Below are 12,847 nucleotides of genomic sequence, written 5' to 3' on the forward strand. Positions count from 1 at the left end.
CTCAAGATCGAGTGGCCCTGGGAGTCCGACAGCCTTGTCGACCAGCGCGGCGCCACCCATCCCGGCACCTTCGTCAACCCCATCGGCTGACCAGCTCAGAGCTGTGCCACGAAGGCCCACTGCCCCGCTGCCCTGGTGTGTGACGCACCAGGGCAGCGGACTATCCGCTCCACGGACCGCGCCCCCTTCGTGATCGCTGCCGACATTCTTCTCCCGCGCCCCGCCCCAGCTCCACGTGATCGCGACTGCGTTCCCATCAGCACCTCCGCCAGCGCGGTTGATCACGCAGCTTGCTATGAGCGGGCCCTGGCCGTTCGGAGAGAGTGGGTCACCCGCGTCGTCACCGTCCGCGAACTATCCGGCAGGGCATCAACCGGCCTCCCACCTGGGTTCCCGACGTCCACGGCGACCTCAAGGTTGAACGAAGGTAGGCCGGCCTTCGGCACGACTTCGAGTGCGCCTTGGCCAACTGCTCCTGGCGCGGGGTGAGGTCACCAACGTGTCAGGTCCACCACAGCGGTGCAGTGCGGGTCGATGTCGTCCTGGCCTCGGCGTTCCTCTTCGGTGAGCAAGGAGGGCAGAGCCGCGAGCAGTGCGGTGACGGCTCCCGACGGTCGTACGTCGGCGGCGATTACGTTGATGTCGTCCTCGCGATCCATGTACAGACGCAGCCGATCGGGGCCTTGGAAGAGGAAGCCGCGCAGGCGTGGGTCGGGTGCATGTTCGGTGTAGGGGGCGACGAGGGTGCTCAGGATGAGGAAGGCGTCGTCGTCCGGTTGGGGCGGTGCCTGCTTGAGCGTGGTCACGTCGACCTGGACCAAGGGCATGTCCATCAGGGTACGGACGCGGCTGCTGGAGTGAATGTGGGTGCCGGTGTGCAGGGCCCGCAGGATGCCGAGAACGTCGTGAGGCCCGTACAACTCCTCGGAGTTCGCGACGCGCAGGGGGAGCTCCCAGGCAGTCCGCTCGCCGGTGGTGGTGTCGAGGGGGCCGGTGACGATACGGATGGCCTCGAGGGTGGGCGGTGCGGGCAGCACGCCGCGGACGAACTGGTCGCCGCCCAGGGGTTGGTGGAAATGCTGGAGCAGCAGGCGGGTGATGTCCGCCTGCTGCTCCGCGATGTCTTCATACAGGGATGTCACGGGGCAACGATGTCACTCATTGAGCCAGTTCGGGCACTTGTCCAGGCCCTTGCAGTAGGCGGTGATGACGCCGATCTTCTGGCCGCGACCGGCGTCGTAGCGTCCGTCGGCGCTCTTGCGGGCGCACTGGACGATGACGATGACCTTCACGCGGCGGCTGCCGTTCCAGGCGTAGGCCCAGTACTCGAGGCGGGCGCCGTTCACCTGGTCGGGCTTGCCGTCGATGGCGGCGTTGACGATCCGGCACTTCTTGATGTTGTGACGGCCGGAGAAGTGCTTCCAGCCCAGTTCACTGTTGCCGACGCGGGTGGGGACCACCCTGCCGCCCCAGTCCTTCTGCCCGCACTTGACGGTCTTGTCCCAGGCCGGTCCGGCATGTGCGGGCGTGATCAGGCCACCGGTGAGAAGAGCGGTTGCCGCGATGGCCGTGGCAGCCCCCGTTGCGATCTTCTTCATGACGCGACCATGCCACGCACCGTCGCCTCACATCACCTGATTTTCACGACAAGTAATCTTTTCGGCCAAGCATTCGACACGTGCGTGTCACGGCTTGCAATGCGCGGTCGGCAGTCCTGTGCCGTGTCCGTGGACGGGGGTGGGGCGAGGGACAGAAGTCGCAGACGGTTCCCCCGCCTCCAGGTTCATCGGCTCGGCGACCACGTCGCCCCGCGGGGGCGGGCACGTCGTGAACGCCTCGAAGGGGGTGGCGGAGCTGCTGGGGCCACTTCACCGAGGCGGTACAGCCCGGCACCATGCCGCGGGTCTCGTTGATCTGAACGGCTGCGGCGATGATCACCCCGAAGATCTCACCGGGCAGGGGAGCGCCTGCTCACTCGGGCCCGGATACGGCCCTCTCCGCAGTGTGGCGGTTGCCGCCGTCCCATAACCGCCGACGATTGGTGGAACCCATACCCCCGGTCCAGTATCTCCCTTGGTGTCAGCAGATCTTCGTAGCAGAGGATGTTCATGAACCACCGTTACGCATCCGCCCTCGTCGTCCTCGCCTCCGCCGCCGCGCTCCTCGTCGTCGAGTGCGGGTCTTCCAGCGCCAGCCCGAGGTTGGCGGCAAACAACCCGACCGTGTCCACCAAGGCCGGTTCGGCCAGGACCACGAGTACGGCCTGGAAGCCGTGCCACTTGCCCGCGGGGTACAAGCACTTCTTCAAGCTGGACTCCGCCAAGAAGGCCCACGGCAAGACCGTCGTGCGCGTTACCCCGCAGACGTGCAAGGTCAACACGGAGAACGACGAGGACGTCGTCTACACCCCGAGCGGAGCGGCCCGGTCGCTCGGCTTCGCCTCAGGCGCCTCCGTCAAGGTCCTCCGCGACACCACAACCGTGAAGGTCGCCCCGAAGTGGCTGGTGAACCACGAGCTCACCAACACCCCGTACTTCCACTACCGCGTCAACGGCCAGAACCAGATCACCGCTATGCAGGAGATCTACCACCCGTAGAGGAGTCAGCGAGTATCACGGCGTACAGCGTTCCCCTCCGGGGAGGAAGCCGAGCTCAGCAGTGCGTGTTCAGGTCGCCTGCCGCGGAAGGATCCATCGGCGTAGCGTGACGGGTAGATCCGTGGGAGACCATGTGCCGCGGTAACCGTCGGAGGGGGAGCTGTGCAGTCAGGGGCCATTCTGGACGGGCGCGACCGGCTCATTGAGCTGATCGGGACGGGCGGAGACGGGCAGGTCTGGAAGGCACACGACCCGAAGATCGACTCTACGAGGTGGGCATGGTGATGTCGTCGTAGGACTCCAGAAGGGTCCAGCGCCGTGCTGCCCGCACCCGGGTAGGGAGCCGGTCCGCGGCGGGTAGCGGTCCCAGGTCCGGACCGGTGAGGTTGGCGATGTCGGAGACAGGGACTTGGAAGGTACGGAAGGCGCCGAGCGGAGGAGGGTCTCCCGCGCGCCTGGCTTCGGTCATGGCTTGGGCGGCGGCGTCCTTGGTGAGGTCGGGGCTCTGTCGAGCACATAGGCGGTGGCCGCGAGATCCCCGTCGTGCATGAACGCGGCGACTTTCCAGAACCGCAGCGGTACCTGGATGCCCCGGTAGGGCGGATCGGAGTCCTCGAGCACGAGCCCGGTGAAGACCGTCAGCTTGCGGCCGAAGTCTTCGGCGTGGTCCAGCAAGAAGTTCTCCAGCCCCTACCAGAGCTGTTTGCCCTGGTTGAAGATGTCCATCTGCCAAGCGGTGTCCGTGTAGTGGAACGTGTCGCTGTTCGCCGTGGACGCTTCCACGCCCCATACCGGGTCAAGTCTGCGGGCCAGGTGGCCTTTGTCCAGGGGGTTGTCCTTGTAGACGGGGCCGCCGGCCTGTTGGGCTTCGGGATTGCGGGGGTCGAAGCGCCAGTCGTCATTGCGTGGCGCATCGATGAGGTTCGCGCCGTCGATCGTGACGGCTGTTGCCTCGGCCAGGCGCCGGTCCGGGCGGAAGACGACGCTGAAGTCGGTGTACGGGAGGATCACTGTCTCGCTGCCCGAATCCGCAGGCACGGGCGGCGGTACAACCGTTCCCAGGAAGCGGTGTTTGTAGCCCTCGCGGTTCGCCAGGGATTCGCGGCTCACGGTCTCAGCGTTCGGCGGGGGACCGGGGTGAGTGGCCATGCCGCTCTACGTACCGCACTGCCCGGGCTCGCACGCAGACGCGGCCTGTCACCTCTCCTGAATGGCTGAGGAGCAGCTTCGACCTCGAGATACCCGCGTCAAGTGACGTGGGCGGAGGGTGCGCCGCGCAGGAGGTCGGTGCGGGAGGTCTCCGGTTGATATGCCTGCGTGCTCGAGGGCAGATGGAGCCTCGCTGCCGTGTATCCACTTTGGGGTGACAGCTCGGGGAATTGAGCTTTCGGCCCAGTGGGGCAGGCCACGGTGACGGTCATGATGATTCGTCGCTGGGCCGCTGCCGCGGCCGCCACGCTGGCAACCGTCGGCCTCGTAGGCTCCGCACCCTCGAGCTGGGCCGCATCGAGCACACCAAGTACTGCGTCCTCCACCACCGCTCACGTATCAGCGGCGGAGCTCCCGGAGCCCCCGACTGCTGAGGAGGCCCGGTCGGAGCTGGCCGAGCTGAACCGTCGGGCCCGAGGACGATGTCCCCGGCTACAGTCGGGCGAAGTTCCCCCACTGGGCGACCCAGTTCGGCGCCTGCGACACCCGCGAGATCGTCCTCGCCCGTGACGGCGATGAGGTTACTCAGGACGTGCAGTGCCGGGCCACGATCGGCACCTGGCGCTCGGCGTACGACGGCGCGGTGCTCGACGCGGCGTCCAAGGGCATCGACCATGTCGTGCCGTTGAAAGAGGCGTGGCGGTCCGGCGCCTCGCAGTGGACGACCGCGGATCGCCGGGCGTTCGCCAACGATCTCGCCCATTCCCAGCTCATCGCCGTCTCGGCCCGCTCCAACCGGGCAAAGAGCGACTGGGACCCCTCCGACTGGCAGCCGGACCTGGTCAGCTACCGCTACACGTACGCCCGTGCGTGGATCTCGATCAAGCACGCCTACGCCCTCACCACGGACGAGGAAGAACGGGCCTCGCCGACCGGCATGCTCGACACCTGCGCCTGATGTCTCGCTCCCGGCGTGTCGGCGTGTCCGGCGCGCCGGGAGCCGGGGGACCCACTGGTGCCAGGTGAGGCACCCGATGACCGGAGCCCCCGGTGAACGGCGTTTTCTGGCGGTTGGACATCCCTGACACGGCCGACCTCACCCGCCGAACCATCGCATCAACATGTCCCTGATCCCTGGTTTGCGCCACTCGACAGCCGGAATGATCACGATGCACATACAGCGCGCCGTAGGGAGTTTCGCGCTGTCAGACGAGATCGGCGAGGGTGGGTGCAGGGCCGGGCATCGTGTCCGCGGCCACACGGATCGTCATGGCCGCCTCTTGGACGAGGCGCTCCAGGGACAAGACGCTGCGGGGTGCGACGGTTCAACAAGACCATTTCGGTAACATCCCAGGAGCCCATTCAATTTAGGGCAACTGGCAACTGTCGGGCGAGAAAGGTGAAGTCCCTTGGTGCAGGGGTCGGGGGAGTTTCCTTCACCAGCTCGTACCCGGTCGCTATAGCGACGGATAAAGGACCTGGCCGAGCTCCTGTCGGGCAGCCCGGCCCTTCTGGTTCGCTGGGACTGGTTGATAGCACCCGTCTCATGCGTTCTGGTCCGACTCGACTGTCTCGAGGTGGTTCCAACTCCGTTGAAGCGGCATCCCTGTTAAGGTCTTGCCGCCATGAACGGGTAGCGGTGATGCGCCAGGGTGATGGGGGCGGAGATGCGTCGCAGCGGGTCTGCTGGGGCCGGGTTGGTTGTGGTGCTGCTGATGACCGGGTGCGGAGGAGGTGGCAGGAGCGAGGCCGGCCCCTCGGTGACCACAGCGCTGGCCAAGGGGGTGAACACGGGCTGCGGCCACTACCTGAAGCCGGAAACGGTCGCCGCGGCGCTCGGCGACAACAAGTTCGCCGACGTCAACGGGCATTTCCAGGACGGTAAGGGGTCGTGCCTGGTCAATATCTCGGTCAGGGCGGCGGGCGGCGGTACGAGCGGGCCGCTCCACACCTTCGGGAAGCTCTCGCTGGAAATCCTCGATGAGGAGGATCCCGCTCAGATGGCCAAGTACGTCGGCGGGAAGTGTCACGCCACGTCGGCCGACGGAGTCACCAAGACCTTCAAGGGGGCCAAGGGGGCGTGCGGTACCTACCGGGCCGACCCTCCCCAGGAGTTCCTGGCGGGCGGCAGGGTGGAAGCCTACGCAGGCGAGGGCAGGAAGCTGATCACAGTCACCGTCGACGGAGTCGACGGCACCCTGAAGCAGGACCGCAAGCACGCCTTCCAACTGCTGGCCGATGCCCGCGCCAAGATCTCCGGAAAGTGAAGCGCGGGGCTCAGCGGGCGTAGCGGGAGAGCAGCCGGAGTACGCCAGAAAGTGGCAACAGGAACCGGGGTACGTGGTCACGGGGCGGGCTCTGGCTGATCCACCGTGCGCGGGCCGGGGAGTTCGCTGACCTGGAGGGCGGCGAAGTCGGCGTGGGCCTGTTCGACGGCTTCGGGGTACGCCTGAGCCTTTCCGTGCTCGGCGAGCGCCCGGCAGATGCTCTCCACCGAGGGGTTCTGGCCCTTGCGCTTGCCCGTGGGGATGATCAGGTCGGGCTGAATCTGCTCGACGGACTCGCCGTTCGTGCGGCGGCGGAGCACGGTGTGGAGCATGTCGTCGGTGATGATCTGGGCCCGACCGCCGTGCCTGCCCTTGCGGGCCGCGGTGTCGAGTCCTTCCAGCGTCGACTCGCGGATGTTCTCCCGATCGGTCTCGGCCATCGCTGCGAAGAACGCGAACAGTAGTCTTCCGGCGCCGCTGGGGTCGTACATCCCCTGGAGGGGGTCCGCGAGCATCTCCAGCACCAGGCCGTGCGCGGTGAGGTGGTCGGCGAGCGCGGTCAGCTCGGCGGCATCGCATCCTAGCCGTTTCATCTCGTACACGGTGAAGATGACGCGGCAGTGCGGGGCGTGAGCCTTGATCTCCCGCGCGGTCTTCACTGGTCAGGGTCGAGCCGTCGGGAGAGAACGCCAGCGCGACGATCTCGTTGAGGGGCCCTACGGGCGGGACGCCCAGCTCGTTACCGGTGCGGCTGTCCCACACCTTGGTCTGGTAGCCGAGTCCGGACTGGTGCACGGTGGCGAAGAGTCGGCCGTCGGGTGAGACGGCGGTCGCTCGTTCCGGCGCGGTCAAGGGCGGGCTCACGGGACCGGTGCGCAGGTCTTCCCCTGTGGGCCGGAGCGTCTGAGCGTCCCAGAGTCGGACGTAGGACCGGAATCCACGGGGGTAGGTGTAGAGTACCGTCCCGTCGTCGCTGACGGAGTCCACTTCCAGGTTCGGGGCGCCCTTGGTGACGATCCTGCCGGAGGGGAACGCGACCCGGCCGAAGTTCGGGGCGGCGATCACGCTCTTGCCGTCCGGAAGGAAGAAGACGGCCCCTCCGTTGTCCGGGTAGCCGAGGTCGGCGCGCACCTGACGGGTCTGGCGCATGGTGGTCAGATCCCAGAAGGTGAGCACGTTGGTGCCGTTTAGTGTCACAGCTTGGACGGCGAGTGCCTTGTCGTCCGGTGAGAACGCGAACGCCGTGGTTGTTCCGCTGTGCTGGTCTTTCCTGAGGATGGGCAGGCTGCCGAGCCTTGATCCCTTCTTTCCGCCCGTGTCCCAGATCTCGATCGTCGTACCGGCGAGCACAGCGAGCCGACGCCCGTCGCGGCTGAGCTGGATCTCCTCCACGGCGTATCCTGCGTCCTCCGCGCGCGAGGTCACGGTGAAACGCTTGGTTCGTGACGGCAGGGCCCAGATTTCGATGTCGCTGGCCTTGAGCCCGTAGTACGGGAAGGGGACAGGCAGCTTCTTCATGTTCTTGGCGCGCAGGTCGATCCAGGTGAACGCCTTCCCCTCGCTGGCGGGCAGGGAGAGCACTCGTTCATCCGGAGAGAACGAAGAGTCCCAGAAGAGACCGTTGGGTGCGCGGGTGCTCAAAGTGATGATCTTGCGGGCGGTGCGGCTGTCCCAGATGGCCAGTGTGGTCTTCAGGTCCGAGCCGATCGTCTGGACCATCAGGTAGGTGCCCAGAGGGCTGACCCCCATCACCGGCCAGTGTTCGCCGTCCTGCTTGGCGGTGGGGTAGGCGTGCGCGTGGCGGCGGCGGGCGCTGGAGACGTCGAGCAGGCGGGTGTATCCGTCGTCGGTACTCACGGCGGCCGTCTTGCCGTCATCGGAAAGGTCCACTTGGTGGACCTTGGCCGGAGCGGTGTAGGAACTGAACTTCTTGCGGGTCTGGACGTTCCAGAACTCTACGCGGGTGTCCCCGGCAGCCGCGAAGGTCTGCCCGGTGCTGTCCAGATCGGACTCCGTCGCCACGAAGCCGGGGAGCTTGAGCGCATCGCCTTCCTGCTGGTTGTGCAGGGCGAGTAGGGCCGACCACGACTCGGGGCTGGCAAGACTTGCCGAAGCCACCGCCAGCCGCCGGCCGAGCTGGGGATCGGTGCGGCGAACCGACTGGGCGACCCCGGCCACCTGGGCGGACGCCGCACGGTCACGCCGGCCGATGACGGTCTGCCGCTGGCTGAACGCGACGCCGGGATCAACGACGCTGGTAACACGATGAGTTGGGGCAAAGGGGTGGGGCTTCTTGCGGGATGCCAGGCGGCACGTGGCCAGCGCCGACCACCTGTACGTGAAGGCCGCGGCCGCCACCTGGCTTCATGGCCGGGGCGAGCAGGCCCGCTTCGACTTCGCCCAGTCCGACGGCGTGCCGGTCGGCTCCGTGGTCGACATCCACTGGCGGCACGGCGGGCTGCGGGTGCATCTGGACCAGGCAGTGGCCCCGGCGTGGGACGAGGACCGAGGCGTTCGCACGGCCCACGGAGTGGTTCGGCCTGGACGAGTGCGCGTGACGGAGCGGGGCTGTCGACACCGGCCGTCGAACGAATCGTCCAGGCCCGCAGCGCACCCCCTCCGGCGCAGTGGGCCACAGGCAAGGCCAGGAAGGGGCCGGATACGGACGCCCGGGCCCGAGGGCTGCTGCGCCGGCTAGCCGATGGGCGGAAGGTCGAATCCGTGGTCGTGGTGACCCGGGTGTGCCGCGAGATCGCCGACCTGGCCGGGGCCGGCCAGGAAACTCAAGGCGAGCTGGACGCCGCCGTGCGGAGGAAGGGGGCCCGACCCCGAAGAGTCGAACCCCTATGACCTGCACGTTTGCCAGATCAGTGAAGCTGGGCTCGGAGGCCGGCGGCCCTCTTGCAGGGCCGCGAAAAACATAACTGTGAGAGTTCTTCTGCGGCCCGGGATGGGTTGCTGCCAGGCTCGGCGCCGATGATCCGGCATGACTCGAAACATAACTGGCGCCCCGTCAGGGGCTGTCGTTCCCCCGAGATGTCTGCCGGACATCGGCGTCGAGCCTGGCCCACCCGTTGGCTTGATCAGCAGCTTGTCCGCCTTGCGGCGTGACTCATCACAGTTTCGCCACGCGGTGACTCCATCCAGGCCGACGCCGACCACAGCCGTCCGCCCATCAAGGAGAACAACCGCGTGGCCATCCTCGCAGAACAGGTCGACGGCGTCATCGGCGTCGACACCCACCGAGACACCCTGGCAGCAGCGGCTGTCAGCCCCATCGGAGCAGTCCTGGCCAGCACCGACTCCCCGGCCAACGCCCGCGGTTACCGTCGCCTGCTGGACTTCGCCCGCGAGCACGTCCCGGGACGCCGCTGCTGGGCTCTGGAAGGCATCGGCAGCTACGGCGCCGGACTCGCGTCCTTCCTCAGCCAGGCCGGCGAACATGTCGTCGAAGTATGTCGGCCCAAGCGGGCCGCCAACCGGGGCGGACGAAAGACCGACATGCTCGACGCCATCCGCGCCGCAAAGGATGCCCTGTCCACCGAGCACCTGATCCAGCCCAGACTCCGTGGCGAGCGCGAGGCACTACGTGTCCTTCTCGCCACCCGTCAGGGCGCTGTCCTCGCCTCCACGGCCGCGATCAACCAGCTCAAGGCCCTGATCGTCTCCGCACCCGACGACCTCCGCGCCGAGCTGCGGAAACTCAAGCGCCCGGCCCAGGTCACCTACTGTGCTCAGCTCCGGAACCGCACGGCCCAGGACGTTGAGTACCGGATGACAGCACGGGCCCTTCGGTCCACCGCCCAGCGCGTCCAGTCCCTGCAGGCCGAGGCCAAAGACCTCGAGAAAGAGATCCTCACCCTGGTCCGGGAGGTCGCCCCAGAGCTCCTCGGCCTGCTCGGCGTCGGGCCGATCACCGCAGCTCAGATCCTGGTCAGCTGGTCCCATCAGGGCCGGTTCCGCTCGGAAGCAGCCTTCGCGTCCTTCGCCGGCGTCTCGCCGATCCCCGCCTCCTCCGGACTCACCAACCGCCACCGGCTCAACCGGAGTGGAGACCGGCAGCTCAACCGCGCCATGCACACGATCACCTTGATCCGCATGCGGCTTGACCCCGCCACGAAGGCGTACGTCGCCCGCAGAATCACCGAGGGGAAGACCCCTCGCGACGCGCAGAGATGCCTCAAGCGAGTCATCTGCCGCTCGATTTTCAAGACCCTCGAACGGACTGACCGCACCAAGACCGGGAGCATCGAGGAACTTACTCAAGCCGCTTGACACCACATAGCAGCCTCGGGCGGGACCCGATGTGGGGTGCGGTCGGCCGGGGTCAGGGCGAGCGGGTGTCGCGGTACTGGCCCCACAGGGACCAGGCCCACAGGAGGGCTGCGGGGGGCAGCACCCAGGTGAAGGGGGAGCCTGGATCGGGATCGTCGATGACCTCCGAGAGGGTGATGGCCAAGATGGGCAGGAACAGTAGGCCGGACCTCAGCTCCCGGCGGGCCGCACGGCGGGACGCGCCAGGCCCGTCAGCCAGCCGCAGCGCGTACACCTGCGGGGTTCCGAACTGTTCGTGGGCTTCTCCGCCGGAGGCGGCCAGATGGGCGCGGGCCTCCTCGACATGGGTCTGAGCCTGCTTCGGGGACAAGCCGTGCGCGCCCCGCAGTACCCCATCGAGCCGGCGCAGCCACGCCTCGTCGTCGTGGTGTGCCGCCTCCGGGCCGTTGAACCAGCGACTCACCCGTTCCTCCGGCAGCAGCCAACCGATCACGGCAGGCAGCGCGGAGAGGGCCACCACGGCGGGTGCCGGCGCGGAGAACAGCGGCCCGTCAGGGAGGGAGCCGATGGCCAGGGCGGCAACCGGCACCATCACGACGGCTCCGACGATCGCCGTCCACGCCCCGCGCGGGCGACCCGCGGTTCGCAGCGTCAGCGCGACGACGCCCAGTAACGGCACCGTGCCGATCAGGGGGATGCCGACGAGCTCCCGCCAGCCGATCGTGAACTCCAGACCGCTGCTGAACCAGCCGTACAAAGACAGCAACACGCCGACCGCGCCGAGGCGGAGCAGCCCCCCGCGGAAACCCTCGCCGGGCGTGACGCCGTGCATGTCGCGGTGGCTCCGGTGCGCGTCGTCGATCCGTTCGGCGGCCACTTGGGCGGCGAAGTCGTCGGCATCACCGAAGAGTTCGTGCGCGCTGCGGCCGGAGTCGGTGACGGCCTCGTACACCTCGTCGACCACCTGGTCGCCCAGCCCGTCCGGGGGGTCGTGCCGCAGGATCAGACGGAGCCGGAACCTGCCCGCCCACCGCGCGTCCTCCTCTCGGGGCCACGTTCGGGGCGCCACCTCGCTCCCCGACTGTTCGGGGTCGTCCTGCCCGAGCCTGTGCTGCTGTGATGTCACCTTCGGTCCTGTCCTCGTCATCCGTCGGTCCCCAGGGTCTGCCGGCCGGTGCAGTCCACGGTGCGGACGGTGTCCGGTCGGCCGGTGCGCTGGTGCGCCGGCGCGGGGTCATGTGCTCACGCCGGGCTGTTGTGCGTCGGTCGGCTGCATGTCGGCGGGCCCGCTCCCGTGTGGCCCAGCCCCAAGCGGCCGTGCGCCGACGGGGTCCGGGATTGCGGTGGGTGCCGGGTGCGCGGCAGGGGCCCCGGGTGGGGCTGTGGCACCGGGTGGGGAGGATGCCGGCACCGGGCCGGTCAGCAGGCGGGAGACGGACGCGCCGAAGTTCTCCCACGCCGACCACTCCGCGTCGAGCCGCTCCCGGCCGGCCTGCGTGATGCGGTAGCACTTGCGTCCCGGCCCGCCCTCGCCCGCGCGCCAGTGGACCTCCACCGCGCCGTCCTCAGCGAGCCGGTTCAGCGCCGGGTACAGCGTCGCCGGCTTGACGGAATCCAACCCAGCCGCGGTCAGTTGCTGAAGGAGCGCGTAGCCGTAACTCTCCTCGTGCCGCAGTGCGCCGAGCAGGCAGAGCGGGAGCACTGCCCGCACCCACGCCCCCTTGGTGTCCGCCGCCACTGTCCGACCGTCCCCTTCCTTGCCGTATACGCCCTCGTCCGCCCGCCCGAGCAGGATGCCCCCGGGGCCGATGGGGATACGCCCACCGGTCCGTCCGGCCACCTGCCGGCCCGGACTCCGGCATCCGCCGTTCCGGATGCCGGGCGCCTGGAGTGATCAGCAGCCAGGGGGACATGGGCAGGAGGCCCGGAGCCCTCCCAGGCCCGCTGTCCGACCATTCGCGCTCTCCCACTATTCTGAATCTCAGACTAGTGGAGATGTCAAGTACGCAGAGCCCACCACGCCCCCGTCCTCCTTCGCCTGATGCACGATCACGTCGATGCTCCGCGGAGCCGCGAACACCGCCTGGTCCTGCGGTGTGAGGTGCCACGAGACCATCCGGCGGTGGTGCCTGAAGTTCGGTCAGGCTTACGCCAACGCGCCGCGTCGCCGGCGCTCCCGCCCGGGGGACAAATGGCACCTGGACGAGGTCTTCGTGAAGATCAACGGTGAGCGGAAGTACCTGTGGCGGGCGGTGGACACCGACGGCAACGTGCTCGACGTACTCGTGCAGAACCGCCGCGACAAGGCCGCGGCCAAGCGGTTCTTCAGGAAGCTGATGAAGGTCGCCCAGTCGGTGCCACGAGTGATCGTCACCGACAAGCTCCGCTCCTACGGTGCCGCCCACCGCGAGGCGGTGCCGCTGGTGGAGCACCGCTCCCACAAGGGCCTGAACAACCGGGCCGAGAACTCCCACCAGCCCACCTGGCAGCGCGAACGCACCATGAAGGGCTTGCGCTCGGTCGGCGGAGCACAGAGATTCCTGTCCGCGTTCAGCGGCA

11 protein-coding genes and 2 pseudogenes are annotated in these 12,847 nt (G+C 68.1%); 6 read left to right on the plus strand and 7 right to left on the minus strand.

What is annotated here, in order from left to right; genetic code table 11:
• Positions 1 to 491 precede the first annotated feature (491 nt).
• Entirely contained in the window at positions 492 to 1,142 is a 651-nt protein-coding gene (locus KN815_RS12125) for a hypothetical protein (protein WP_216341796.1), read from the minus strand.
• 12 nt (positions 1,143 to 1,154) lie between these two features.
• Positions 1,155 to 1,598 carry a hypothetical protein gene (locus KN815_RS12130; RefSeq protein WP_253208912.1) on the minus strand — a complete coding sequence of 148 codons (444 nt, stop codon included), beginning with the start codon at positions 1,596 to 1,598 and terminating at the stop codon, positions 1,155 to 1,157.
• A 510-nt stretch (positions 1,599 to 2,108) separates the two neighbouring features.
• On the opposite strand from KN815_RS12130, the gene KN815_RS12135 reads away from it, so the two are divergent.
• Positions 2,109 to 2,597, plus strand: a complete 489-nt coding sequence (locus KN815_RS12135) for a hypothetical protein (RefSeq protein ID WP_216341797.1) — start codon at positions 2,109 to 2,111, stop codon at positions 2,595 to 2,597.
• Positions 2,598 to 2,862: 265 nt separating this feature from the next.
• Here the strand turns inward: KN815_RS12135 and KN815_RS50210 are convergent, their stop codons facing one another.
• Positions 2,863 to 3,066 (minus strand): hypothetical protein, encoded by a 204-nt coding sequence (locus KN815_RS50210; protein ID WP_253208913.1) that lies wholly within the window; start codon positions 3,064 to 3,066, stop codon positions 2,863 to 2,865.
• Positions 3,063 to 3,746 (minus strand): annotated as a pseudogene (locus KN815_RS12140) (DNA/RNA non-specific endonuclease). The gene KN815_RS50210 and the pseudogene KN815_RS12140 overlap by 4 nt, the downstream one beginning before the upstream one ends.
• Before the next feature lie 592 nt (positions 3,747 to 4,338).
• Between KN815_RS12140 and KN815_RS50215 the strand changes: the two are divergent.
• Together KN815_RS50215 and KN815_RS12150 are read left to right on the plus strand one after the other, a co-directional pair.
• Positions 4,339 to 4,704, plus strand: coding sequence for a GmrSD restriction endonuclease domain-containing protein (locus tag KN815_RS50215; protein ID WP_253208914.1), 366 nt, complete (start codon positions 4,339 to 4,341; stop codon positions 4,702 to 4,704).
• 802 nt (positions 4,705 to 5,506) lie between these two features.
• Positions 5,507 to 6,013, plus strand: a complete 507-nt coding sequence (locus tag KN815_RS12150; RefSeq protein WP_216341798.1) for a hypothetical protein — start codon at positions 5,507 to 5,509, stop codon at positions 6,011 to 6,013.
• A gap of 77 nt (positions 6,014 to 6,090) precedes the next feature.
• On the opposite strand, the gene KN815_RS12155 is transcribed toward KN815_RS12150, so the two are convergent.
• Positions 6,091 to 6,672: a recombinase family protein gene (locus KN815_RS12155; RefSeq protein ID WP_253208915.1), complete on the minus strand. Its 582-nt coding sequence runs from the start codon at positions 6,670 to 6,672 to the stop codon at positions 6,091 to 6,093.
• 1,099 nt (positions 6,673 to 7,771) lie between these two features.
• Between KN815_RS12155 and KN815_RS12160 the strand changes: the two genes are divergently transcribed.
• Both KN815_RS12160 and KN815_RS12165 read left to right on the plus strand, forming a co-directional pair.
• Positions 7,772 to 8,089, plus strand: a complete 318-nt coding sequence (locus KN815_RS12160; protein WP_216341799.1) for a hypothetical protein — start codon at positions 7,772 to 7,774, stop codon at positions 8,087 to 8,089.
• 1,116 nt (positions 8,090 to 9,205) lie between these two features.
• Positions 9,206 to 10,288, plus strand: a complete 1,083-nt coding sequence (locus KN815_RS12165) for an IS110 family RNA-guided transposase (protein ID WP_216341800.1) — start codon at positions 9,206 to 9,208, stop codon at positions 10,286 to 10,288.
• A gap of 52 nt (positions 10,289 to 10,340) precedes the next feature.
• Here the strand turns inward: KN815_RS12165 and KN815_RS12170 are convergent, their stop codons facing one another.
• Together KN815_RS12170 and KN815_RS12175 are read right to left on the minus strand one after the other, a co-directional pair.
• Entirely contained in the window at positions 10,341 to 11,414 is a 1,074-nt protein-coding gene (locus tag KN815_RS12170) for a hypothetical protein (RefSeq protein WP_216341801.1), read from the minus strand.
• A gap of 108 nt (positions 11,415 to 11,522) precedes the next feature.
• A complete protein-coding gene (locus KN815_RS12175; RefSeq protein ID WP_253208916.1) occupies positions 11,523 to 12,128 on the minus strand; it encodes a PadR family transcriptional regulator in 606 nt (201 codons plus the stop codon).
• Between the two features lie 265 nt (positions 12,129 to 12,393).
• Between KN815_RS12175 and KN815_RS12180 the strand changes: the two are divergent.
• A pseudogene (locus KN815_RS12180) lies at positions 12,394 to 12,847 on the plus strand (IS6 family transposase); the annotation flags it as partial.

It is taken from the genome of Streptomyces niphimycinicus (assembly GCF_018883605.1).
GTDB lineage: Bacteria > Actinomycetota > Actinomycetes > Streptomycetales > Streptomycetaceae > Streptomyces > Streptomyces niphimycinicus.